Annotated in this window: 25 protein-coding genes and 1 tRNA gene; 6 read left to right on the top strand and 20 right to left on the bottom strand. The window is 49.7% G+C overall.

What is annotated here, in order from left to right; all coding sequences use genetic code 11:
* Positions 1-52: 52 nt before the first annotated feature.
* The 5 genes from atpB to G451_RS0112365 all read right to left on the bottom strand — a co-directional run bounded on the left by atpB (position 53) and on the right by G451_RS0112365 (position 2,590).
* Positions 53-739 (bottom strand): F0F1 ATP synthase subunit A, encoded by a 687-nt coding sequence (atpB, locus tag G451_RS0112385; RefSeq protein WP_027184510.1) that lies wholly within the window; start codon positions 737-739, stop codon positions 53-55.
* A gap of 5 nt (positions 740-744) precedes the next feature.
* Complete coding sequence (locus G451_RS0112380) at positions 745-1,173, bottom strand: ATP synthase subunit I (RefSeq protein WP_027184509.1); 429 nt, start codon at positions 1,171-1,173, stop codon at positions 745-747.
* Entirely contained in the window at positions 1,154-1,444 is a 291-nt protein-coding gene (locus G451_RS29150) for an AtpZ/AtpI family protein (RefSeq protein ID WP_051261441.1), read from the bottom strand. Before G451_RS29150 ends, G451_RS0112380 begins: the two co-directional genes overlap by 20 nt.
* A 223-nt stretch (positions 1,445-1,667) precedes the next feature.
* Positions 1,668-2,063, bottom strand: a complete 396-nt coding sequence (locus G451_RS0112370) for a hypothetical protein (RefSeq protein WP_027184508.1) — start codon at positions 2,061-2,063, stop codon at positions 1,668-1,670.
* 257 nt (positions 2,064-2,320) lie between these two features.
* Positions 2,321-2,590: a SemiSWEET transporter gene (locus G451_RS0112365; protein ID WP_211236348.1), complete on the bottom strand. Its 270-nt coding sequence runs from the start codon at positions 2,588-2,590 to the stop codon at positions 2,321-2,323.
* 197 nt (positions 2,591-2,787) lie between these two features.
* On the opposite strand from G451_RS0112365, the gene G451_RS0112360 reads away from it, so the two are divergent.
* Positions 2,788-4,593 (top strand): bifunctional homocysteine S-methyltransferase/methylenetetrahydrofolate reductase, encoded by a 1,806-nt coding sequence (locus tag G451_RS0112360; protein WP_027184506.1) that lies wholly within the window; start codon positions 2,788-2,790, stop codon positions 4,591-4,593.
* 67 nt (positions 4,594-4,660) lie between these two features.
* Here G451_RS0112360 and G451_RS0112355 read toward each other — a convergent pair whose 3' ends face one another.
* Together G451_RS0112355 and G451_RS0112350 are read right to left on the bottom strand one after the other, a co-directional pair.
* Positions 4,661-5,227: a flavodoxin family protein gene (locus G451_RS0112355; RefSeq protein WP_027184505.1), complete on the bottom strand. Its 567-nt coding sequence runs from the start codon at positions 5,225-5,227 to the stop codon at positions 4,661-4,663.
* Positions 5,228-5,284: 57 nt separating this feature from the next.
* Positions 5,285-5,614, bottom strand: a complete 330-nt coding sequence (locus G451_RS0112350; RefSeq protein WP_027184504.1) for an ArsR/SmtB family transcription factor — start codon at positions 5,612-5,614, stop codon at positions 5,285-5,287.
* A 337-nt stretch (positions 5,615-5,951) separates the two neighbouring features.
* Here G451_RS0112350 and G451_RS0112345 point away from each other — a divergent pair.
* Positions 5,952-6,028: transfer RNA gene (locus tag G451_RS0112345), tRNA-Arg, on the top strand.
* A 269-nt stretch (positions 6,029-6,297) separates the two neighbouring features.
* Here the strand turns inward: G451_RS0112345 and G451_RS32735 are convergent.
* From G451_RS32735 to G451_RS29140, 3 genes are all read right to left on the bottom strand, one after another.
* The gene (locus tag G451_RS32735; RefSeq protein WP_051261440.1) at positions 6,298-7,320 is read right to left on the bottom strand and encodes a thrombospondin type 3 repeat-containing protein; all 1,023 of its coding nucleotides are present in this window, start codon (positions 7,318-7,320) and stop codon (positions 6,298-6,300) included.
* A gap of 305 nt (positions 7,321-7,625) precedes the next feature.
* The gene (locus tag G451_RS0112330; RefSeq protein ID WP_027184503.1) at positions 7,626-8,378 is read right to left on the bottom strand and encodes an ATP-binding protein; all 753 of its coding nucleotides are present in this window, start codon (positions 8,376-8,378) and stop codon (positions 7,626-7,628) included.
* A gap of 225 nt (positions 8,379-8,603) precedes the next feature.
* Positions 8,604-9,152 carry a chemotaxis protein CheD gene (locus tag G451_RS29140; protein WP_051261439.1) on the bottom strand — a complete coding sequence of 183 codons (549 nt, stop codon included), beginning with the start codon at positions 9,150-9,152 and terminating at the stop codon, positions 8,604-8,606.
* A gap of 118 nt (positions 9,153-9,270) precedes the next feature.
* On the opposite strand from G451_RS29140, the gene G451_RS35190 reads away from it, so the two are divergent.
* Positions 9,271-10,011: a septal ring lytic transglycosylase RlpA family protein gene (locus G451_RS35190; protein WP_034642019.1), complete on the top strand. Its 741-nt coding sequence runs from the start codon at positions 9,271-9,273 to the stop codon at positions 10,009-10,011.
* A 178-nt stretch (positions 10,012-10,189) separates the two neighbouring features.
* Here the strand turns inward: G451_RS35190 and G451_RS0112315 are convergent, their stop codons facing one another.
* Both G451_RS0112315 and G451_RS0112310 read right to left on the bottom strand, forming a co-directional pair.
* Entirely contained in the window at positions 10,190-10,501 is a 312-nt protein-coding gene (locus G451_RS0112315; protein WP_027184501.1) for an integration host factor subunit alpha, read from the bottom strand.
* A gap of 24 nt (positions 10,502-10,525) precedes the next feature.
* Positions 10,526-10,945 carry an HIT family protein gene (locus tag G451_RS0112310; protein WP_027184500.1) on the bottom strand — a complete coding sequence of 140 codons (420 nt, stop codon included), beginning with the start codon at positions 10,943-10,945 and terminating at the stop codon, positions 10,526-10,528.
* A 287-nt stretch (positions 10,946-11,232) separates the two neighbouring features.
* On the opposite strand from G451_RS0112310, the gene G451_RS29135 reads away from it, so the two are divergent.
* Both G451_RS29135 and G451_RS29130 read left to right on the top strand, forming a co-directional pair.
* Positions 11,233-12,300: an elongator complex protein 3 gene (locus G451_RS29135; RefSeq protein ID WP_051261438.1), complete on the top strand. Its 1,068-nt coding sequence runs from the start codon at positions 11,233-11,235 to the stop codon at positions 12,298-12,300.
* A gap of 2 nt (positions 12,301-12,302) precedes the next feature.
* Positions 12,303-13,454: an amidohydrolase family protein gene (locus G451_RS29130; protein WP_051261437.1), complete on the top strand. Its 1,152-nt coding sequence runs from the start codon at positions 12,303-12,305 to the stop codon at positions 13,452-13,454.
* Positions 13,455-13,534: 80 nt separating this feature from the next.
* On the opposite strand, the gene G451_RS0112295 is transcribed toward G451_RS29130, so the two are convergent.
* Positions 13,535-13,897 carry a hypothetical protein gene (locus G451_RS0112295; protein WP_027184499.1) on the bottom strand — a complete coding sequence of 121 codons (363 nt, stop codon included), beginning with the start codon at positions 13,895-13,897 and terminating at the stop codon, positions 13,535-13,537.
* A gap of 194 nt (positions 13,898-14,091) precedes the next feature.
* Here G451_RS0112295 and G451_RS29125 point away from each other — a divergent pair, with 194 nt between their 5' ends.
* Entirely contained in the window at positions 14,092-16,305 is a 2,214-nt protein-coding gene (locus tag G451_RS29125) for a mechanosensitive ion channel family protein (RefSeq protein WP_051261436.1), read from the top strand.
* A gap of 248 nt (positions 16,306-16,553) precedes the next feature.
* On the opposite strand, the gene G451_RS0112280 is transcribed toward G451_RS29125, so the two are convergent.
* The 7 genes from G451_RS0112280 to ald all read right to left on the bottom strand — a co-directional run bounded on the left by G451_RS0112280 (position 16,554) and on the right by ald (position 24,183).
* Positions 16,554-16,979 (bottom strand): EF-hand domain-containing protein, encoded by a 426-nt coding sequence (locus G451_RS0112280; RefSeq protein WP_027184498.1) that lies wholly within the window; start codon positions 16,977-16,979, stop codon positions 16,554-16,556.
* Positions 16,980-17,138: 159 nt separating this feature from the next.
* Positions 17,139-17,477, bottom strand: coding sequence for a sensor histidine kinase (locus G451_RS0112275; RefSeq protein WP_027184497.1), 339 nt, complete (start codon positions 17,475-17,477; stop codon positions 17,139-17,141).
* A gap of 44 nt (positions 17,478-17,521) precedes the next feature.
* Positions 17,522-18,262 (bottom strand): histidine kinase dimerization/phospho-acceptor domain-containing protein, encoded by a 741-nt coding sequence (locus tag G451_RS0112270; protein WP_027184496.1) that lies wholly within the window; start codon positions 18,260-18,262, stop codon positions 17,522-17,524.
* On the bottom strand, positions 18,259-18,900 hold the full coding sequence (locus G451_RS29120) for a cobalamin B12-binding domain-containing protein (protein ID WP_034642017.1): 642 nt from the start codon (positions 18,898-18,900) through the stop codon (positions 18,259-18,261). Before G451_RS29120 ends, G451_RS0112270 begins: the two co-directional genes overlap by 4 nt.
* A gap of 101 nt (positions 18,901-19,001) precedes the next feature.
* Positions 19,002-20,705 (bottom strand): GTPase HflX, encoded by a 1,704-nt coding sequence (hflX, locus tag G451_RS29115; RefSeq protein WP_211236349.1) that lies wholly within the window; start codon positions 20,703-20,705, stop codon positions 19,002-19,004.
* 697 nt (positions 20,706-21,402) lie between these two features.
* Positions 21,403-22,824: an alanine/glycine:cation symporter family protein gene (locus G451_RS29110; RefSeq protein WP_034642016.1), complete on the bottom strand. Its 1,422-nt coding sequence runs from the start codon at positions 22,822-22,824 to the stop codon at positions 21,403-21,405.
* 243 nt (positions 22,825-23,067) lie between these two features.
* Positions 23,068-24,183 carry an alanine dehydrogenase gene (gene ald / locus G451_RS0112250; protein WP_027184495.1) on the bottom strand — a complete coding sequence of 372 codons (1,116 nt, stop codon included), beginning with the start codon at positions 24,181-24,183 and terminating at the stop codon, positions 23,068-23,070.
* Between the last annotated feature and the right edge of the window lie 146 nt (positions 24,184-24,329).

The raw sequence follows: 24,329 nt of genomic DNA, 5'->3' as shown, positions 1-24,329 counted from the left end.
GACCATTTCCCCTATATGGGTGTGTACGACGATGATCGTTCGTTCATTCGGCTTAGTGAGCGTGTTCGAACGCACCTTTCAGGTAGATCATCGACAGCATGAAGAAGACGAAGGCCTGGATGCAGTCGGCCAGCCCGAAGAGGAAGTACATCGGGAAGGTACCGAGGATCGGAGCCAAGCTGAACAAGAGAATCAAAACGATTTCCTCGCCGCGGATGTTCCCGAAAAGACGGAGTGTAAGGCTGAGCGGACGAGCAAGGTGAGAAATAATTTCGATGGGGAACATCAACCACGCCAACCACCAGAAGGGGCCCATAAAATGTTTGATGTAGCCCGGCCCCCAGTTGATGACGCCCCAGATGTTGTAATAAACGAAAACAGTCAGCGCCATGGCGGCGTTGGTATTTACGTTATTGGTCGGAGAGTCCATGCCGGGGAAAAGCCCGATGACGTTGGCAGAAATGATGAAGAGGAACAGCGCACACAGAAACGGAAAGACCTTACGGCCAGATTCGCCCATGTTGGCGACGACAAAATCTTCTAGCCCGCCAATAACGAACTCGAAGAAATTCTGCCCTCCTCGCGGTACCATAGACAGTTTGCGGGTAGCCATGACGCCCAGGAAAATGAGCAGGGCCATGACGAACCAGGCATACGCAACATGCGCAGGCACCGGCAATCCGACGAGTTTGAATCCTTCTTCTACAAGAAGAACCGGATGTGGAAGTCCACCAGCCATATCCCTTAAGCCTCCTTCACGTTAGAACCGGCGTACCGGGCAATGGCCCAGCACACGAAGTTTGCCACGATGGTCGAAATGCCGGCCAGAAGCGCTGTGATGGAGGCTCCCGCCCAAACGACCAGGGCGAACAACGCCACTCCGGTCAATCCCAGGCGAAGATAGAACCTCACGAGCACGGAGGCGATCGCGCCCTTCGTCGTCATCGTAACGACGTGCTGACCAAATTTGGCCAGCGAAAAGAAATTGAGCGTGATGAGCACTGCGCCGGCGGCGAACGACCATCCCCATGGCTTCATCCCGGCAGCCACCAAACACCCAATGCTGCTCGCCAGCGCAATCAGCACTTGATTGCGAACTAGTGAACGCACGTCCGAATGAGTGTAACCCATCCGATACAAGGCGCTGTCAATACTACTGAGAATCCGTTCCATTGGTGTCGTTTACCCGTGGTGGTGCGCTTTTTTCTTGCGCATTTTGAATCTTTTTGGCTTCCAGGAGTACATTTTTAAACCCGGCTGCCACACCGAAAACGAGAAGCAGAATTGTCAACCAAGGCTTTGTGCCAAGCCACTTATCGAGCCAATACCCCATAAGCAGCCCGACAAATGTCGCCGACACGAGGTGCAAGCCCACGACCGATGCATTCTGCACCATATCCCAAGTTTCTCGGGATTTGTCGTCTTTCGGTCGTTTTAAAAACATGTGAATCCTCTCTGCGGGACTCATGCCCGGTTACGAGATCGTGCAATGATTCACAAGATGGGTCCGACTACCACAGGCCCTTTGATTCGTCAACGCACGACACGGCTTTTTTTTCACATCAACGCGGTGCAGTTGATGCCTGCGGCACTATGCATGGAAATCACAATCCAAGCAAGACCACGTTTTGAGGCTATTTTTTATAACGACAGGCTGTAACACAGTATTAACCCTGCGCGGCACGATATCCTTCCTTAATACGTTGAATAAGGTAACCCGTCATTTCTTCGCTATCGTCATGATCGAAACAATATCCATCCTGCCCTGCCAATCCACCAGGTACGGTATCGCCGCGGTCGTCCGGGTCGGAAATCATGTCCTGATAAAAGCAGACCGAAAGCCACCGAAACTCGGGATCATCGTCAATAATGTCAACCAGCGCAAAAAGAGGTCTTTCGTTCTGGTTTTTATGCGTTGCACGCAAGGAGTAGCTGACACCAGGGCGAGCGTTCACAGTCAAGGTCACGTCGTCCATTTTTTCCAACTCTTCACGGATTGTGCAAAAAGCGTTTTTCGCGTCGCACGCCTCCCACGTTGCAAGCATAGCGTCCAATTCCTTCATGATTCCTCCTTAACGATGACGAGGTTGCCATCGATGCGTTGATGCAAATTAATTCCGCACGATGGAGAGGACAATACACTTGACACTCGGCATGTAAAGTCTGTTTTCTAAAAACAAAAGCGAAAAGGTCCCGAGGTAGGGACCTTTTCGCTAGGAGGCTGTTCGGAGGCTGATGCCAAGAGGGGTGGCAACCATCGATCTCTATGGCTGCGATGAATTTCTTATGTCATAAAAGACATAATATGTCCACATGAAAATTACCCATGGCGAATTTTTAGGAACAAGACCATCCCTGCCAAAAGAAAAGTGATAACATTGGCTGCAACAACGGAAAACGACTCAATCATAAGCCCATACACTATCCACAAAAATACGCCCGATACAAAAATCGAGTACATTGATAAAGAGAGGCTTTTGGTATCTTTCGTTTTCAGCGCCTTAAGCGCTTGAGGCAAGAAGGAAAACGTTGTGCACATGCCGGCAACAATGCCGACCGACTCCATAAGCATGGACTGCGTAGCGGACATGGTCATGTTCTCCACTTTTTTTCAACACTGTAGACGGGAAGCCTCAAACGAGCAAAACTTTTATTTCTGTCGAAATGCCCTTTTTTGCCTTCCGCGGGTAAGTGTCGTATGCTCGTATTACGTCCGGCCTGTTCGCAGAGCCGGTTTTTTTCACTTGGTCGTTATACCATGAGAACGTGCAAGGAGTTTTACGATCAATGCGTGACAATATACTGACAATTCTAAAGAGTCGAGTTGTACTGGCCGATGGCGCCATGGGAACCATGCTGTTTGAAAAAGGAGCTGAGTCGGCACGGTGCTTCGATGAGTTCAATCTCAGTCGCCCCGAACTTGTCGGTTCCATCCATGACGCTTATATTGATGCTGGTGCCGAACTTATAGAAACCAATACTTTCGGAGCCAACCGATACAAACTCGCCGGGTTCGGTCTGGAAGGCCACGTCGAGGAAATCAACCGAACCGGAGCACACATTGCACGCCAACGCGCCGGTGAAGACCGTTGGGTTGCCGGCTCTCTTGGTCCCCTTGGCCGATTGCGCGATATAGCACCCTCCCCAAAAGAAATTGAAGACATCTATATCGAGCAGGCACAGGCTCTGGTCGCTGGCGGTGTAGACATACTCATTTTGGAAACCTTTTCCAGCCTGACCACCCTGTTGACGGCCCTCAAGGCGGTCAAACAGACCGTTTCCATTCCTGTTGTGGCGCAAATGGTTTTTACAGGCCAAGGGCAGAGTTTGGATGGTCGTGATCCGGCAGCCTGTTTCGTTGCGTTATGCCAAGCCGGAGCCGACGTTGTCGGTCTCAACTGCGGCATCGGCCCCAAAGGCGCCTTTGATGTCCTTTCTCATGCGGGGACGATTGACTGTCCGTTGTCGGTCTTTCCCAATGCCGGTTTCCCTGAACAACTCAATGACCGGCTCATTTATAAAAGCACCCCTGAATATTTTGCCCGCGTCACCGCACAGTGCGCCAGCCTTGGTGCCAGACTGATCGGCGGATGTTGTGGCACCAGTGCCGAGCATATTGCCGCTCTGCGCACAGCGCTGGAAGCCAAGCCGGGAATCTCTATCACGGCCCGAGCGCCTCACAAGGCATCTGAAACGGTAACCGCACCTACCAAGAGTGCCTTTGCACAAAAGCTTGGCACAAAGAAAATGATTCTTGTCGAACTCGATCCGCCGAAGCACATGGATCTCAGTGGATTGATCAAAGGGTCGCACGCACTCGCTCAAGCCGGAGCCGATGCCGTCACCATGGCCGAAAACCCCCTGGCCATTTCACGCCTCTCCAATATTGCGGCCGCGCTTATTGCACGGGAGAAAACCGGCATTGAACCGATCATCCACCTGACCGGCCGAGATCGCAACCTTGTTGGTATGCAATCGGTGATTATGGGGCTCGCCGCCCTTGGTCTGCAAAACATCTTGGCAATTACCGGTGACCCCCCTTCCGTCGGGGAAGAACGTGTGACCGGGGTGTACGATTTGAAATCGTACGAACTGATCAAACTCCTCGATTCGTTCAACCACGGCAAGAACGCCTCCGGGGAAGACATGAAACAACCGGGATCGTTTTGTATTGGAGCTGCGTACAATCCCAATACGGCAAATATGGCACTGCAAGTTCGACGCATGGAACGCAAAATAGAACGCGGAGCCAATTATTTCCTCACGCAACCGGTCTATTCCCGTGAAAAAGTCGATCGCATCCTGGAAATGACATCACATATCAAAACGCCGATTTTTCTCGGCATCATGCCCCTTGCCAGCTCGCGCAATGCCGAATTCCTCCACAACGAATTCCCTGGCATTGATATTCCCGAGTCAATTCGCAAACGAATGCACGAGGCAGGAGAAAACGGCATGCATGTCGGTGTTGATATCGCCTGGGAACTGCTTGAATATAGCTGGCCCCACTTCGCTGGCGTCTACCTCATCCCGCCATTTAATCGTTACACCATGGCGCTGGAGCTTATGGAACGATTGGGAAGACGAGCATAAACGATATTGGCGGTGAGGGAAGAGCCCAAGAGCCTTCACCTCACCGCAAACACACGACGCTCTGGGGCTAGCACCACGTCTGCGCCAATGCGACCGCCTCATCTACATAAAGTTGACGATCCTCAGCGGAAGACGATTCGACAAGTTTGACGGCTCGAATGACATGCCGCTCGCCCATACCATACGCTTCCATGAAGTACTGATACTGATCGACTACATCGTGAAATTCCGTTTCTCCTTGCCCCTGCGAAAGAATCAAGAGCCCTTTCTTTCCTTGAGGCAGTCGACAGGGATCGGGACGATTGAAAAAGTTGGGTTTCAGAAAGGAAAAGGTACGATCGAAAAACGTTTTAAATTGGCCTGTAACGGTGTGGTAATAAATCGGCGATGCCATAACCACCGCGTCAGCCTCAACAATGTCCTCCAATAACGCGGTGAGATCATCCTTGAGTATACAGTGTTCGTGTTGTTTCTTGCAGGACATACACCCCTGACATCCTTGAAAATTCATTCCATTGAGGTAGTACACGGAAACATGTGCCCCCATCGACTGCGCTTTGCGAGTAAAGGCCATCGCGATAGAGCTGGAGTTTCCCTCTTTTCTCGGACTTCCCAGTACGGTGACAACGTTCATTCTAAGCTCCTTGATGTTTAGACTTCGAAATGTTTCGAATTAACTTACCAAAAAATTTTACACTTTCAGAAGAGCCTGCAAGGCATCGGTGGCCTCTTTATCCACCCAGAAAAGTAAATTTTTTCCTTCACGCTTCATGTGAACCAAGCCTGCTTGTCGAAGTTCCTTGAAATGGTGAGAAACTGTAGACGGTGCTAAACCAAGACGTTCGGCAAAGTCCCCCTGACAATTGGTAAAATTCTCAGCAGGACTCGAGACCACATTCCCAGCCCAACATGAAGAAAGCTCCATAAAAATACGAAGCCGATGTGGGTTGGAGAGCGCCTTGAACATGCGAGCAGCGTCTTCCAGTTCCTGTTCGGAAAGCAACAATTCAGAGTTCGACATTTCTCGAAGTCTAAACGAGTAAAAATCGTCTGTCAATGGCTCGAAACACGTATGACAGCATACACCAATAACTTAAGACGCCTCTCTCCCCTCTTTCGACACCGATCTCCTCAAAACTTTTATGTGGTATGAGGATATAATTCTCCTCATCGAAAAAAAGAAAATCTCCCCAAACAACTCACAAGAGAAGACAACACGCACATATTCACAAATCAACAACATGAAATAATTGAGTTTTCATCAAAGCACGTAAGAAGGCTCATTCAAAATTTTTTACGTCACCGACGAAACTCTCCGTTGACGACGAATCTCTCTGACTGCTATACACTCAAACCGCGCGCCCGTAGCTCAGCCGGATAGAGCGTCGGACTTCGAATCCGCAGGTCGGGAGTTCGAATCTCTCCGGGCGCGCCAAAAAATTTCAAGGAGCCAGACTAATGCCTGGCTCCTTTCTTTTTGCGACAGGAAACAAAGAGATCACAAGAAAAACTGCCCCCGAAAAATATTTCCGGGGGCAGTTTTTCTTGTGAGGCGAATATTCACTTTATCCGCATGGCATCTTGAACATCAAACTTTCAATTCTTCCCATGCACGCACTAAACGCGGAATTGCTTTTCCTTCATCGTTGAAGAGAGATGAGGCCGTTGTACAGAACAACAGCCCCACGTCGAAATGCGAGAGAACTATTTGGTGATGACCATAGGAACAATCATCAAATCTGTTTCCGGCGTACCGGGGCAGCCAGTGGAATCGACAAGGCTTTTTGCGGGAGTGTCCGCGCATTGGTCCCAAGTATCAGGCACACCATCGTTGTCGGCATCTGAAACTTGCGTCGTTCCCGGGCAACCGACTGAATCAACAAGGCTTCCGGTTGGGGTGTCGGCGCATTGATCCCACCCATCCTGAACACCGTCATTATCGGAGTCGGCGATTTGTGTTGAGCCAGGACAACCGGTAGCATCAACAAGGCTTCCTTCGGGTGTATCTGTGCATCGATCCCAATTATCCTGAACTCCATCGCCGTCGGAGTCGACAACTTGCGTCGTTCCTGGACATCCAATCGCATCGACAAGACTTCCGGTCGGCGTATCTGGACACTGATCCCAACAGTCTTGGACTCCATCATTGTCACTATCGATGACGCTCATTGTTCCTGGGCATCCCGTCTCATCGACAAGACTTCCAGCAGGTGTCAATGGGCATTCGTCCCATGCATCTGGAACGCCGTCGGAGTCTGTGTCATCGCAAGTACATATTGGCTCATCAGGTCCAGAACTGCCAAAGTCTGATGGATATTGAAATACTGTTCCATCATCATAGCGAAGAGAGAATGGATTGTTAAAATTAATACCGCAGTAGGATGATGAAGGCTTAAAAAATGTTGTCACTGATGATGTTATATATTGATAAAAATTAAATCCATACTCATCAATGGTGTACATCATACATGTTTTATCATCTTGAGCAGCAGTCCAGTCAGATAATCCAATATAAAATTTTGATGTCGTTGGATCATATCGAATATACATATTTTCTGACGTATCTCTCCATATATACACATCAGACTCATATTGAGTAGTTATATATCCTTTAATATGTAGAGGAATTGTACCACTCGGCACATCAGGAAAATCAGCACATGCAATACCAGCGTTCAATACAATGCCACATGCGACAAGCCACGAAAGAATACGTCTTCGAATCATTTATTCCGCCTTTTTTTGATTTATATTTCCACATATTATATAGAATTTCTTTTATTATCAGACGCGTCCATTTTTTGGTATCAGGAAAACCATGAGTCAACTTATTAACCAACCTCATTTAATCAGTCTGCACTCGGCAGAATTCATTTTTACATCAATTCAAGAGTCCCATCGATCTTTCCTTTACCGCCCAATGAACACTGACGGTGCCGTGACGGTAAACAGCTATCACAACAGAAAGCAGCCCCCGAAATTTTTTTCCGGGGGCTGCTTTCTGTAAGACAAATATTCGTATTTTTCGCGTGTTATCCTAAAATATGTCGCTCTCCCACGGGGCCTTTCTTAATGACCTCCCCGGTTCGGGACACGACCCATTTTTCCAGGGCAATGGTCTTTCCGGAGTGAGCAACACCAGCTAAAATAACATTATCCAAGGCCTGACAGCAGGGAACTTCCATCTCCACCACAACAAGCGATGTCAGGTCGTTAGCCTGAATGATCTCAGCCAGCTTTGCCGCGTTGGCTTCGGCTTCTTCAAACTTGGGACAGGCCAACGCGATGACATGGCCGGCCGCATATCCAGGATTAAAACCGGCCAAGGCAACGGTGGCGCAATCGGCCGTGATCATCAAATTGGCCCCTTTGAGAAACGGTGCCTGGGGATTCATTAGACGCAACTTGACCGGCCAATGCGTCAATGCCGAAGCCGACGTTTCGTGCTGAACAGATGGTGTCGCCGGTTTTGGAGTAAACACCATTTGCGCCGATCCAGGACATCCTCCACGCGCTTTCGGTTGTGGATTCACAGCGTTTTCCTTGGCCAGCATATCATGCACAGCCTCTTCATCGAACGGATCGGATTCTTCTTGAATAATAGTCAAAGCGCCTTGAGGGCAATTCCCAAGACATGCGCCCAGGCCATCGCAATATTTTTCCGCTTTCAGTCGAGCTTTTCCGTCGATAATTTGAATAGCGCCTTCCGCACAAGCAGGTACACACTCTCCGCAACCATTACACAGCTCTTCATCTATTTTTACGATATCACGCATTACTTTCATCGGTCGCTCCTTCCGTGGCGTTCTTGCAGATGGACCATGCAGGCGGTCTCATCGGGGGAATTTTTTGTATCGATATCAACATAGCATCATGTGCTTCATGTGTCGTTGACATCATGTAATTCCGGTATAGCAATCTGGCTACGGGAAGGAGTTGATTCAAGTCAAAAAGTATTACTTTTTCTCAAAAATCGAAGAAGAGAGGCCAAACAGGCAGGAAATGCAAATTTAGCGGAATGTATAACTATTCTTGTGTGTGCTAGAGACGAATTTCATCCACGTGTCTCCCGTCTTTGTATAAAACAACACTTTGCGTCCTTGGTTGCCCAAAACGTCTTCACACGCGACATCAAGACCGCGTTTACTCAAAATGGATCGCGCCATCTCCACATTCTTTCGTCCCACATCCAATATCTCACCGAATTGACGCTTTTCGTCTGAATACATCGTCAATCCGCCCCCAAAAAGACGGACGGTCAACGATCGCACACTGATCTTTCTGAGCTCGAACCGAGCAAACAGACTTTCCAGCGCATTATCGACAAAATTGCAGGGCTGGTTGGGATTGCGGGCATTTTCAATAGATGGCAACATTGCGTGAAACATGGCGGCAAAACCGGTCCGCGGATGATAGAGGGTTGCCCCGACACAACTCCCCAGGACCGTGCTGATGATAAGGGGTCTCGACGTGAAGATGCACTCCCCAATTTTGAGATGCTCTACGCTTACCCCGGAATCAACAAGGGATTTGAGTTTACGATTGCTATCTTCGACCACGAAATACCATTATCCTTGTCTTCATGCGACCATAATCACAACTTGCAGCCTTTGACGATTTGAGCAACAAAACGATTGTGCGATATACGAATACATCATCATGCGCAAGGAAGGATTCATGAGGTTTACCGGCAGATTTTCTTGGCCGATTCTACAGTGTTATGGGATGATTCTTCTCACGCTCATAACACTTCTTGCTTCTGGATGTGGAACAAGTGAAAATACGGCGGTGCGCCGTTCCGGCACACAACGCCCCTATTCGGTTCGAGGGAAAACATACTATCCTCTCTCGAATGCTTCAGGCTATAGCGAAGTCGGTCGTGCGTCGTGGTACGGTCCGGGTTTTCACGGCAAACGCACTTCATGTGGCGAAGTCTATGATATGGAAGGCATCACGGCTGCCCATAAAATTCTTCCCATGCATACCAAAGTCCGCGTGACCAATCTCGACAACGGAAAGACTCTGGTTGTTCGCGTCAATGATCGAGGACCGTTTGTTTCCGGGCGCATCATTGATCTCTCTCGCGGAGCAGCCAGCCAGCTAGGGGTACTGAAAACCGGTACTGCCCTTGTTCGCGTGGAAACCGTGGAAAGTCTTCCAGGGGGAGGTCGTATAGATGATCTTCCTGGTCCATTTTATGTTCAAGTCGGTGCGTTTCGTAACAAAGTCAATGCCGACCGACTCCTGAACCAACTCCGACAAGCAGGCTACACCGGATCACGCCTCCACTACGGCATTGTCAATGGCTTGGGATACAATCAGGTTCATGCCGGTGCCTTCAAAAGTCTTGGCGCCGCCAAGCACGCACGCAACAGACTGGAACCCCGTTTTGCCGACGCCTTTGTCATTGCACAATAGCATGGACAAACCGGGAGTCAGCACGCACACCACACTGTCCAAGCCTCTTCATCAAAGGCTCGAACAGACAAGACATTGCACAATACGTGATACTACCGCCTGGACTCTCCGAGAGACAATCCAGGCGGTAGCGTTCCGTCCACAACGCAGTGGGTTAGACGAGCCCGCGTCTTTCTAACTACGAATCGGACAGGACTTCGTCAGGGTTCAATTCAGCCCGGAACTTCCGAGAGAGACGGAAGACCACCACTCGTCGAGGTGGCAAGATAATGCTGTCATTGGTCTGAGGATTTCTCCCCTTACGGGCTTTTTTGGCGTAGGCCTCAAACTTACCAAACCCACTGACCAACAGTGAGCTATCTTTTTTGATGGCCTGTTTCATGAGATCGAGCAAATTGTCCACTGTCACTTTGACTTCGGCTCGGTTGCGCTCGGTTTTCTCATAGATGTAGTCAACGATATCGGCTTTCGTCAGCGTTTTTCCGCTCATGCCGTCCTCCACGTCGTTTCGACGCTACTTGATTTGCTGGCGAATAGCAGCAGCCAGCCGTTCCATTTCTTCCATATCGTCGTACTTCCCAGGAGGCCAAAGCTTAAAACCATCGTCGGGGAAACGGGGAACAACATGGAAATGTGCGTGAAACACAACCTGTCCTGCGGCTGCGTGATTGTTCATACCGACATTGAGACCAGCCGCGTTCGTCGCTTCCATAACACCGCGGCCGACGCGTTTTATCGCGTCCAGAAGCTCTTCTCCAAGATCGTTCGGGATATCCAAGAGAGTTGGATAATGCTCCTTTGGAATAACAAGCGTGTGCCCTTTAATCACGGGACCAATGTCCATGAATGCCAGAACACGGCTTGTCGCATACACTTCGGCACAGGGAATTTCCCCTCGCACGATTTTGCAAAAAATACAGTCAGGATCTTTCATATTCACCCTCATGGCGGCCTGTTCGACGTTCTCAGCAGCGATCCTCGAACACAGCAAGCTGGCCCCCTCGACAGGGACAGGTATTTGCCTGAATTGAAAACTCGGTGTATCGAGTCTCAATCTTGTTTCAGTCTAACCACCTAATAGCTAAGCGATTTTTTTTTGGCAAGAAAAAAACGGAAAAAAGGTGTTGTTTGTTCACATCATGCAGTTCTCTTTCCTCGCAGGACATGCGGTTATTCAACATTTTCCTCGCATCACCACGGGTGATAGCGTGGGATAACCCCGTGCCCGAAAGAGAAAAATCACGTATCTTCCCGATATTTCTGCCTCATGCCGGTTGCCCTGGCCGATGCTTGTTTTGCAACCAGACGGCGCAATCCGGAACGGACGCCGCAACCAGCCATATCGCCTTGGAACAAACGCTTTCCGTCATTGCAACCGAACTGGAAGAACGTCGCCGACGCGCAGCCCCCCCCGTGGAAGTCGGATTTTACGGAGGAACGTTTACCGCGCTTCCTTATCCATGGCCGGAACGATTTCTTCATCTCGTTGCCGGTTTTCAAGCTGACGGCATTGTTTCCAAAATCCGATGCTCCACCAGACCCGATGCCATTACGCCTGCCCGCCTTGCTGAACTCGCTCCGTGTGGACTCGATACCATCGAACTCGGTGTGCAAACGTTTGACGATACCGTCCTGCAAACGTCCGGACGCCATCTCAACGCCGACACGATACGAACCGCCTGTCAGCTCGTTAAAGATGCCGGCCTGCGACTTGGTATTCAACTTTTACCCGGTCTTCCTGGTCACACCCCTGAACATTTTTTTGCTGACATCGATGAATCGATTCGCTTGGCTCCCGATCTTATACGTATATACCCTTGTCTGGTGCTGCGTCACACCGGTCTGCATACGCTGTATAAAAAAGGACTCTTTGTTCCCTGGAAGGAAGAGGACACCGTGGAAGCATTACGCCAAGTTCTTCCTCGGCTCTGGGCCGCCCGTATTCACATTGCTCGTATCGGACTGGCAGCGACGGAGGAATTATCGGCGGCTTTTATCGCCGGTCCTCACCATCCGGCAATTGCCGCCAAAAGTGCCGGACTTGCCCTGTTCGATACCATAAGGCCGCGTCTTCACCGCATTCCCGGTCCTAAGACCCTGTTTTATCCCGCCCGACTTCAGGGCATGCTGTACGGACACCGCGGACAATGCCGCTCCCTTTACGCCCTGCATCACTTGACGACCAAAACCATGCGCCCTTGGTCGCACCCACACTTTGCCCTCATCGCCGGTGCGGAGATGTCCTTGCAGGGAGCAGATTCCCCACACTCCAATCAGAGGATCGCATAACTATGCTGCTTGCCGACGGTTTTTACCGAATCCCCCGACTCGTCACCATGCATGGAGAAGACCGTCTTCGTGAAGATATGGGCTGCATTGTCCATGCTGGTCGATTCACCGATGTGGGGCCGTACGCAGAGCTTGCGCGGCATACCTTCAAGCCTGTCGAACTCTCGAACGATATTTACGGACCGGCATTCATCAACAGTCATTGCCATCTCGAACTGTCGTTTCTTCGTGGCCAGGCTCCGCGCGGGCTTGGATTTGAGGGATGGGTTGCCTGGCTGATCCAACAAAAACCGGCTTCCCCTGAAGAACTTGATGTCCATCTGGACACGGTATTGAGCCAGGCGAAAGAGAGCGGAACCGTCTCATTTGCCGATATTACAAGTCGCGCTGTCGAACACGTTGCCGCCGCAATTGCGCGAAATACCCTGGATGCAACGCTGTTCTATGAATTTTTCGGATTTACACCGCCGCCCGAAACCCCTTTCTCTTTTCCGGCTCGTTTTCATGCGCTTACTTCCCGATATGATTCGGTGCGTCTTGCACCAGCCGGGCATGCTCTCTACTCTACCCATCCCGAGACACTGCGCCGAGCCAAAGCCTACGCCAATGCTGCCGGCCTTCCTTTCAGCTTGCATTTAGCAGAACATCCAGGCGAAATCGAAACACTGGCCACAGGACGTGGCGCGTTCGCCGACATGCTGCGGGTCCGGGTTATCCCCAAAGATTTTACGCCACCGGGGATGTCTCCGGTCGCTTATGCCGACAGTCTCGGACTCCTCGACGCCAACACCCTTGTCGTTCATGCTGTGCATGTCGATAATCGCGACCTTACCCTGTTACAGGCGCGCCGCGTCACGGTCTGTTTGTGTCCACGGTCCAATGCGTATATCGGCGTCGGAGAGGCCCCGGTTCGACAGTATCTTGACCACGGACTCCCGCTCTGTGTGGGAACGGACAGTCTCGCCTCCAATGATGATCTCGATATTGGCCAGGAACTCAGTGCTCTCGAACATCTCGCAGGCCGCGCTTTGACACCACAGGAGGCATTCACTATCGGATCGACAACCCCGGCGCGACTTCTCGCGCCTCAATTCGGGTGTATTGCTTCCAGCCAGATGGCCGCCGTCGCCTCGATTAAAACACACACGGCCTGATGTACGCCGTCACGGAGCATTTTGAAGCTCACTCCATGCGTCATAGGACACGCTGAAAACCTTCAAGGCCCCTCCACACATCACGTCAAAAATGCAATTTCGACCCGCACCGCCGAGGTATCATCTCCATTGGGATCAACGCCGATAACTCGACATTCAATCGGCACCTCTTGCGACAACATTCCTGCGATCCGTTCCTCTTCTTCAGGGGGGACCGCTCCAACAGGGGCTTCCCGGTACATCAGCCAAAGCCCAGACTCTCCATCGATTGCCCCAAACAGCAGGGTATCACCACGACGCAAACATTTGCGAATACGGGGCACACAAACCCGCTCCACATCGACGAGAGGAAACCGGGCCAAAGTAACGGATTGGCGTGGGACCGAAAGATCCGTCGTCTTGAATGTATTCTTAATGGCGCTCCATAATGATTGTTTTGCCATACGTCCTCCTTCGTCGCGGCATAACGGATACGACAACGACCATTTTCAAGTTTGAAATCACATGGCTTTCCGTACTCTCTGGTCAAAAGGTGTTTTCAATGAAAGCACTTTTCGCGACAAGACAAATCAGCTATGCAATCGACATCTGTCTACAACTCGCAATTGCGCCGCAATGCTCCACAAAGAGAGAAATCATGCTCGATACCCGTTTCAGTACAGCACGCGTCGGTGGGTTTGTTTTGCTTCTTTTTGTCATGTGGGCGGCATCTTTTTGCCCGGTCCATGCCGCTCCCATGCCGTTCAACCCCATGTCAGTCCTCCCGAAAAAAGCGGCCGAAACGCCAAAAGCAACGCCGGAACCAATGCCCACGAAGATACCGGCACTGAAATCAGACAAAACCGTCGAAGAATATTTCCACGAGGTCGTTGATGACCTTGATGAGACCGGCGATACAATCGAATCTCGTCTCGATGCCATTATCGCCGCAATCAACAATACCGGGGCTGGAGTGCGCATTGCGTTATCGCGTGTTTCCGATCAATACAGCGGCTCCATTTTTGCCGGGCTCATTGTCGCCGCCTGTATATTTCTTTTTGCCGGTTTTTTTGAATGGATCTTCAGGCGGATTATCCGTCCGGCCAGGCAACGCCTCGAATCCTATCCTTCGGAAAATCCATTTTCCAATTATCTCCGCGCGTTCCTTTTACTCCTTCTGCATGGCGCCGCCATTGCCATCTTTTTCAGCATTGCTCTTGCTTTAATCTCCTGGTTTCTTCCCAAAGAGAGCATGGCCCGACATCTTGCCGTTCTTTTTTTGCCGCATCTCTATTATATCCGAGTGTTCGTGTTGGGATTGCGCATTATTCTTGGGCCCAACGCTTCAGCCGCCCGCCTCATGCCGATTTCTGACAAGGCGGCCCTCTATTATTACCGTTGGATTGCGTTTATATTCATCCTGAGCCCTTGTCTCAGTTTTGCAAAGAGCATCCTCAAATCCGGCGGTATCAACCCCAATCTGGTTGATGCATTCGATATCATCAATGTCATCATTCCCTGCTTCATTATTGTCTTCTTGATTTGGGCCGGCAAAGAGAAAGGGCGTCGCGCCATACTCGCTATGGCAATGAACCCGGAACGTGACCGCTTCACTCCGGCATTTGCCAATTCCTGGCATGTGCTGGCCACAGCCTATGTCCTCGGTTTGATGCTTGTTCGAATCGCGGCCACCATCATGAATGTCCCCAATATGGGGTGGACATTGTTACTGAGCTTTTGCAGCGTTCCCGCGGTGATTACTCTCGACCGTATGGCTTGGAACACCTTGAAGTCGGCGCTTCCCCCGCCGCCTCATGAAGACCACGATCATGACTATGACCACGATGACGATAAGCCACGATTCAATCACCACGCCATCACTATTCAGACTGGTTTTCGATTGTGCCTTGCCTTTTCCCTGCTCTTTCTGCTCATGCGCATTTGGGGACTCGATTTCAAATTTGGCGACACATTCATTAAAGCCGTCTTCAGTATCATAGGTACGGCAGTTGCCGGATTTTTTGCTTGGGAATGGATTCGCTCTGCCATCGACAAACGCCTTGCTCCTGAGCCAGGAGAAGAGGAAGAAGAAGCCGAAGAAATGGGCGCTGGCGGTTCGCGGAAAACCACACTGCTGACCCTCTTTAAAAAATTCATCTTGTTTTGCATCTTTTCGGCAACAATACTTATCATCCTGTCCGCCATCGGCATCAACATCGGCCCACTTCTTGCCGGGGCAGGTATTGCCGGTGTCGCCATCGGATTTGGCGCTCAAACGTTGGTAAAGGATATTCTTTCCGGCATTTTCTTTTTACTTGATGACTCTTTTCGCATCGGTGATTACGTGGAAAGCGGCTCCAACCGCGGAACAGTGGAACACATATCCATTCGGTCGTTGCGTTTACGACATCCACGAGGGAAAATTCAGGTCATCCCGTATGGCTCTCTCGGTTCCATTACCAACTACAGCCGAGACTGGGCGGTGATGAAACTTGATATTCGTGTGCCGTATAATACCGATCTGGAGAAGGTACGGAAAATCGTCAAGAAAATCGGCAAGCGTCTGGGGGCTGATGAAGAACTCGGACCAAAGTTTCTTTCACCACTCAAATCGCAAGGCGTTCGCGAAATTGACGATTCCGCATTGATTATGCGCGTGAAGTTCAAAACACGTCCAGGAGATCAATTTATTCTGCGTCGTGAAGTCTACAAAAATATCCAGCAAGACTTTGCCAAGAACGGCATTGAGTTCGCGCCGAAAAAAGTCACGGTGCAACTGCCTGAAGCAGGGTCGGACGCACCGGTCGACAAAGCGGCTTTGGCTGCGGCTGCTTTGGCCGCCAGCGAAGAGGCTGGAAAGAAAGGTGAGTAACAAAGGCAACAACGTCGAAAGCCTCAGTGATAACACTGGGGCTTTTTTACTGGCTGCCAAAAGTAATAACCAGAATCCTATGAAGAGCTCATTCAAGAAGGATAAACGCCCGTATCTCCTGAGACCGAAGGCGGATCGGTCTCAGGAGATACGGGGTTGATGATACAGGAAAAGGGTAAGTAACTTCGTCCCGTGGCCTTATGTGGGCGATTAGACCAAAAGACTCCACGTTTCCGATGCAACGACGTTTAATGTCGCGTCCTGCGCGGTGAAGGCGCTGAAGCATTATCGAGAAACCATGACTGATTGGACTGGGTCGTGATCTGTTCCGAAGATGATTCACCACCTTCGGACATATTCATCGCCATGGCGTTGGGATCGGGCGGAGCTCCCCAGACATTCTCCAATGCCGTGCGCAGGTCGCTATTTTCATCTTCAACAGCCGCACTGAGTTCGCTTTCATTCAACTCACCATCACCATCCGTGTCGATACTGGAAAAAGCCTCTTCGGAGAGTGTGCTTTCTTCAATACTCAGACTCCCGCTTTCGTCCTCATCAAGATCGGTAACGGCTCGGCTGGCAATATCGCTTGCATCGGGTTTGGGTGGGCGTTGTCCTTGCAGGGACATCGTGAACCCAGAGGCGGAAGAACCAGAGATACCACTGATCGACATAACTCGCTCCTTTGTTCGTTGTACAATGTCCCTCCCCACAAGCCTCAACCACATATCAAGAGTTTTGAGAAAAATGATAGAGAGGTTACACGACAAAGGAAAAAAATTCTTTATGAAAGAAAAATTCACAGAGCAATAAAGGCAATATATTATAAGATGTTAAAGAGATAAATCCAAAGGCAATGAAAACGTAAATGTCGATCCTTGATTCGAGGCACTTTCCAGCCAAATTTTCCCATGGTGCCCGGTGACGATACGTCGAACAATAGCCAGCCCTAAACCTGTACTTTTTTCACCAGCCGTCCCCTCGTCTCTCGTTTTATGGAACGGCTCAAAGATATTCTCCTGCTCTTCTTTGGGAATGCCCACGCCATGATCACGAACCGAGATGTTTACATAGCCTGCCGCCGTAAAGAGGCTGACTTGAATGCGTCCTTTCGGATGAGAATATTTGATGGCGTTCGAGAGAAGGTTATTGAGCACTTGGTCAATTTTCAACGAATCGATGGAGATGAGAGGAATGCTTTCAAAACACTCAAAGACTAACTCGATCTGTTTCGCAGCGGCAATAAACGTATTGAGTTTGACATTATGTTTGACGAACTCGACAATATCGACCGGCTTGATTCAAGACTCAATCTTCCCGACTCAATACGCACGAAATCGAGCAAATCATCAATAAGCCCCAGCATATAACGGCTTGACGATGTGATTATTTCTAAAAACTCTATTTGCTCTGACGATAAGACGTCGGCTTCTTCTTGAAGAAACATTCCATAGGCCAAAATCCCCCCAATCGGGTTACGCAAATCATGCGCAGCCATGCCGATAAAATGATTCTTGAGATCATTGAGTTTGGTGAGTTCGGCATTTGCTTTTTGTAACTTCCTGGTCGTAGTGGCCAATTCCGTTGTGGAGGAAAGAAGTTCCTGCTGCAGGAACGCCAGTTCAGCGGTGTCGGCTTCTCCAATCACACAGACCCTGCCGTCGGCTGGGAAAAAACGCACTCGATACGATTGAGGTGAGCCTCCGGGGACAGAAAAATGCAGCAAGTGTGGTTTTCCGGAATGTTCCAACATGCCCTCGAATTGAAAATATCCATTGAAATCCACCAGAACATCATGGAAATGGACGTCTTGTTTTTCAAAATCGCGTTGAGTCATCCGGCGTGCGGTGTCATTGGCAAACAGGATACAACCATGGCTATCACACTCAAAATAGACCAGGCCGGACGCTTCACAAACGAACGCATAGACGGTCTCAGGCACAGACAACAACGTCATAGCGATTTACCTTGGATAAAATTTTCAAGGGCGCTGAGGCTCGGTATATACGTGACATCAGGAAACAATGTTCCGATATCAGTACCGCCCCATCGAAACGCTTGACCACCGGTCCAAATGGGAGTCGTTGGAAATCGTTCTCGGATGTGTTTTATGAGATCAACGAGGTGAGAAAAATTGAAATAAATAGAGAGCGAAAGACAAATGGCATCAGGTCGTTTTTCCTCGACAAAAGTCAACAGTTCCTCAACGGGAGTGTTGACACCTAAAAAATACGCGTCCCAGCCATGAAGCTCGAGGACATCAGCCACCATCTTGGCGCCAATTTGATGATACTCATTGGCCACGCAGGCCACAATTGCTGACTTTCCAATGCGCTCACCCTGAAATAGCCGAGGGTAGACCAACGTCAAGGCATGTTCCGTAATTGCCGTTGCCATATGTTCAATAGCAACAGACACTTTTCCCGTCTCCCAAAGTGCACCGATCTCATAGAGGGATCGCTGAAATAAGCGAATATACAACGTATGGAGGTCAATGTCCTCGTCGAGCAATTCCGTAACCACGGCAACACATGCGCGTTTGCGCCCGAAAATGAGATGCCCCAAATATTCTTGATATGTTGTTTCGGTAAGCATGTGTCTGTGCACCCTGCAATGCATGCCCAGTCTCAGAAAAATCGGTTCCCTAAACACCTCACCTGCTTATCCATACTACATGGTAACCAAGATCCAAACAATCAATCTTTTAGCGGGTCCGTTTCGTTCTCGTATTCCGACGAGACGGTATAGAGTTCATCGGCAAAAGCAGAAGTACCATCGTACATCGTGGCCCCATCGACGCGTTCACGCCAAAGGACTCGATCGACGATGTAGCGTACAAGCGGACGCAATCCTTCGCGACTCAAGGCAGAGACAGGGATTGCATCGGGATACCTGGACAGAATAATTTCGCGAGTGGCCGGCGTAGCAATATCCCACTTGTTGAGCGCCAGTATAACGGGAATGTCTCCTAAATCCATCTCATGCAAAATGCCGTTCACAGCCTCGATACGATTTTCCAACTCCGGATGCGCTGCATCGGCTACGTGAACCAGCAGATCGGCTGCTTCAAGTTCTTCCAACGTCGCTTGAAACGCTTCCCGTAATTCGGCAGGTAATTCACGGATAAATCCCACCGTATCTGTCAGAATGAGTTCCTTGTCTTGTGGAAAACGCAATCGTCGGCTTGTAGGGTCTAAGGTGGCGAAAAGCTTGTCTTCAGCCAAGACTTTGCTTTTCGTCAGGGTGTTGAGCAGGGTTGATTTACCGGCATTCGTATATCCAACAAGAGAAACAACAGGCAGCCCAACTTTCGCCCGTCTGGCACGAGTATTCCCACGACGCTTACGCAATTTTTTCAGATCCGACTTGATACGGTCAATACGTTCGCGCACCTTGCGTCGATCCATCTCCAGCTTGGTTTCACCGGGACCGCGTCCACCTATTCCCCCCATGAGACGAGACATGGCATGGCCTTGCCGTACAAGACGCGGCAGCAGATACTTGAGCTGTGCCATTTCTACTTGGAGTTTCCCCGAACGGGTAGTGGCGTGTTGCGCAAAAATATCAAGAATAAGCTGTGTGCGGTCAATAATTTTTCGTTCCGTGACTTCGGCCAAGTTGCGAATCTGCGCGGGTGACAGCTCGCGATCGAACACCAATGTCTGGGCTCCCGTACGTAATGCGAGAATTTCGAGTTCGGCCACCTTCCCTTTGCCCATGATGAACTTGGGATTGACCTTGGAAACACGCTGGATGACCGTTTCGGCCACACTCAAACCGGCAGTTTTCGCCAGGTCGGCCAATTCTTCCAGTGAGGCTTCGGCTTCTGCCCGTGGCTGACTTGAGACATTGACCAAAATAGCAACACCTTCACGCCCCGTCTCGTCACGGGCCAAAGCTTCGCCACTTCGACCAAGCTCATCTTCCAGAGCAATCGCCTGCCCTTCGAAATCAAAATCAACCTGATCAAAACGAACCGGTCCGAATATACGATACGGCTCATCATCCGGACCAGGTTGGCCAGGGGGCAACAAATGAGCCCAATACATCATGCCGGGTTCGGCCATTGCCGTCACGTTAAGTGCTGTGATGCTATCCAGGCGCAAAAAGAGCATGTCGGTCAGGTCTTCTTCGGAAAGGCCTTCTCCACGCAAATGGGTATGCACCAAACGTAAGCCACGCAAACGCGTTCCAGCGACACGTGATCGAGAGAGGTCAGGAATATATATACCGTCCGGCGTCCCTACGATGACCATTGAGGGTCTGCCTTTACGATCGATAAGCACCCCGACCTGCCGACCGATACCGAATGAAATGGCGGCCAATTCACGGGCTTGCTCATTACTGACACCGCCAACCGACGGATAGCGGCGCTGGAACAGTCGATCCAATGCCCGAATCTGACTCGCTTTCAGGCCTTCGATATTACCTTTTACTTTCGTAGCGATGATGATCCCTCATCTTTCAATAGCGTTATTTGGACAATGTCACCACAGATCAAAAGGACCGAGCGACGTAACAGGCACAGAGAGAAAACCGTCTTTGTTGCTTCATTCCCACTCATGATGTGACTTTCAAAAAGCCTCGCGACGAGTGTACCTCACGCGGCCGTTGTTCCTTATGCCAGGGCTCTTTCAGCAGTCAGCCCATGCTACTCTAAAAAAACAATCGTAGAATGGTCTTTCCCCCTCCCTAAGGGAGAACCCAGAACATATTTCCTCTGGATCACGAAACATCAAAACGAAGATGTATTCAGCGTGAACCAGTAGAGGTATGAAAGCAAGTCAATTGTAGGGATCACAAGAACAAGTTGCATTTCGACGTCATAACAAGACAGCCTGGTATTGATTTTACTCGACGCCAATACGTCGAAGTGGCGCTTGCATTGACCAGGGCTGTCTGTAGCCCTAATAATGAGGACATTCCTTAGGCGAATTGGCTATCAATTTTATGACAACGAGGCAAATACAAAACCGTGCCCTTTTTACTCCCCTTTCATAAAAACAGGCCAGAGGAAAAACGCCTCTGGCCTGTTTCACGAAGGCGGCGATCTATCACTCTGCCACCATCTTCTTTTTTTACTTTTATACCAATTAATTACGATTGTTCTCGACACCCTGAAAGAGATTCTTCAGCAGTCTCCGCCGCGTCTTCTTTACATGACGGATCACCAAAGTAATCTTTGGTTACTCTCAAAATAACCGGGGAGAGTAAAAGCAAACCGATGAGGTTGGGTACCGCCATCAATCCGTTGAAAACATCGGAAACCGTCCAAACAAAACTCAACTTTGCAATAGCGCCCAGTCCCACAAACAGAATGTAAACAAGGCGGTAGGGCAAAATTGCTTTCACGCCTAAAATGTATTCAATAGATTTCTCACCGTAGTAACACCATCCCAACACGGTGGAATAAGCAAAAAGAGAAAGCCCCAGCGAAACGATATATTCGCCTCCGGCAATGGATTTTCCAAAGGCGATGGTCGTTAATTCAGCACCGGTAATACCCGAATTCCATGCACCGGAGAGAATTAAAACAAGGCCAGTCACGGTGCAGACGATTATCGTATCAATAAAAGTCTGGGTCATGGAGACAAGCGCTTGGGTTACCGGGTGGTTGGTTTGTGCGGCTGCAGCCGCGATCGGCGCAGAACCAAGACCGGATTCATTGGAAAAAACGCCTCGTGCCACACCGAATCGAATACTCATCATCACGGTTGCACCGATAAATCCCCCTGTGGCGGCCGTATCCGTAAAAGCTTCTTTAAAAATGAGTGCAAATGCATCGGGCACGCCGGAGATATTCATCAAAATAATGAGTAACGCCCCTCCCATGTAGAAAACAATCATTGCGGGAACGAGCACACCGGCAACTTTACCAATACTCTTAATACCGCCGAGGATAACAAATGCGGTTGCCAGCATAAGACCAATTCCGGTGATCCAGGGGGCGATACCAACCGTGGCATGAAGAGCGTCCGCGACAGAATTTGCTTGCACCATATTGCCGATCCCGAACGCGGCAATGGATGCGAAGAACGCAAACAACCAACCAAGCCACTTGAAGCCGAGGCCTTTGGAAATATAGTACATCGGCCCGCCGCTCATTTCTCCATTTTCATCAATTTCTCTGTACTGAACCGCAAGGACAGCTTCAGCATACTTTGTAGCCATACCAAGCAATCCCGTAACCCACATCCAAAAGAGAGCACCAGGCCCTCCAATAGCAATGGCCGTTGCTACGCCAGCGATATTGCCCGTACCGACCGTAGCCGAAAGCGCGGTCATAAGCGCTTGAAAATGACTAATATCGCCAGCCCCTTCTTCACGTCGTTTTATGAGGGCCAACCACAGGGAATAGCCGAGTTTCCGAAACTGAAGCCCCCGAAGAATAATTGTAAGGTAAAATCCTGTCCCCACAAGCAGGATAAGCATCGGTGGGCCCCAAACAAAATTCCCCACTTCCCCAAAGAAAACTTCAACCGGTTGGAGAAACGCGCGTATGGATGCAGGATCAATCATGGTCCACTCCTTCTTCTTACTGTCTTGACAGATAATTTTGTATCTTCATTGCTGCCGGAGGCTTTGCGCTTTCCGACAATCCCCCCTTCCTCTTCAGGAAGCTGAATCAATCACATTCCCCCAGTGATATCTCTTCCTCATCTTCAAACTCGCCGTCTTGCACTGAACACGACGTGGAAACAAAAAATCGCTCATTACATATAAAAAAAAGCCGGAGCGAAAACCCCGGCTTCATATTGCGACTTATTGCAAAAAGGTTCCGACATCCACGAATTCCAGATCAAACGCATCGGCAACACCTTTGTACACGACTTTACCGTCTATGATGTTGGCCCCAAGCTTGATTTCCTTATTTTCCTGCATGGATTTACGCCAGCCCTTATTGGCAATCTCCAGGGCATAAGGCAGTGTCGCGTTCGTCAGAGCGATAGTTGAAGTTCGCGCAACGGCGCCTGGCATGTTCGCCACACAGTAGTGGACAACACCGTCAACCGCATAAACCGGATCTCCATGCGTCGTGGCTTTGGAGGTTTCGAAACAGCCTCCCTGGTCAATAGCAACATCGACAATAACGGCACCATTCTTCATTTCTTTCAGCATGCTCTTTGTCAGCAGCTTCGGTGCCTTAGCACCCGTAACGAGCACGGCGCCAATAACGACATCTGCTTCACGGCATAATTTGCGCAATACGGCAGGTGTAGACATCATGGGAAAACAGTTTGCCGGCATAACATCAGACAAATAACGCAGACGGTCGAGATTCATGTCGAGCAAATACACTTTTGCTCCAAGACCGCAGGCCATTTTCGCAGCGTTTGTTCCAACGACTCCACCACCGATAACCACGACAGTAGCGGGCTCAACGCCGGGCACTCCTCCCAGCAGTACGCCATGTCCACAATGGTTCATTTCCAAATACTTCGCTCCCTCTTGGATGGACATCCGGCCTGCAACTTCGGACATGGGAGTAAGCAAAGGCAAGCTCTTATCATCTTTCTCTATTGTTTCATATGCAATGCATATCGATTTACTCTTTATAAGAGCATTTGTCAGTGCTTCATCTGCTGCAAGATGGAGATATGTAAAGACGATTTGCCCTTCACGAATAAGATCATATTCCGATGGCAATGGTTCTTTAACATGCATTACCATCTCTGACTTTTGATAAATTTCATCAGGAGTCGAAATAATTTTTGCTCCTGCGCTCTCATACATCTTGTTAGTAAATCCTGTTCCTTCACCAGCACTTTTTTCAACGAGAACAGTATGTCCATACTGAACCATAACTTCAACTCCAGACGGAGTCATGCATACACGATTCTCTTCTGACTTAATTTCTTTAAGGATTCCAACAATCATTTAAAGTTCTCCTTTGGTATTTTAGGCATGAGAATAAACACAAATTCTCAATACAATAGTCTTGTTTGAGAGAAAGTACATTGATAAAGCAAGAGGCTTGCCAAAGGAGAGAGAAAAGATCGAAGAAGAGTCCCCCCCAAAAGCAG

Origin of the sequence: Desulfovibrio inopinatus DSM 10711, from assembly GCF_000429305.1 — a bacterium.
GTDB lineage: Bacteria > Desulfobacterota > Desulfovibrionia > Desulfovibrionales > Desulfovibrionaceae > Alteridesulfovibrio > Alteridesulfovibrio inopinatus.
The sequence above is the reverse complement of the archived record's forward strand: the minus strand, read 5'-3'. Positions and strand labels throughout refer to the sequence as shown.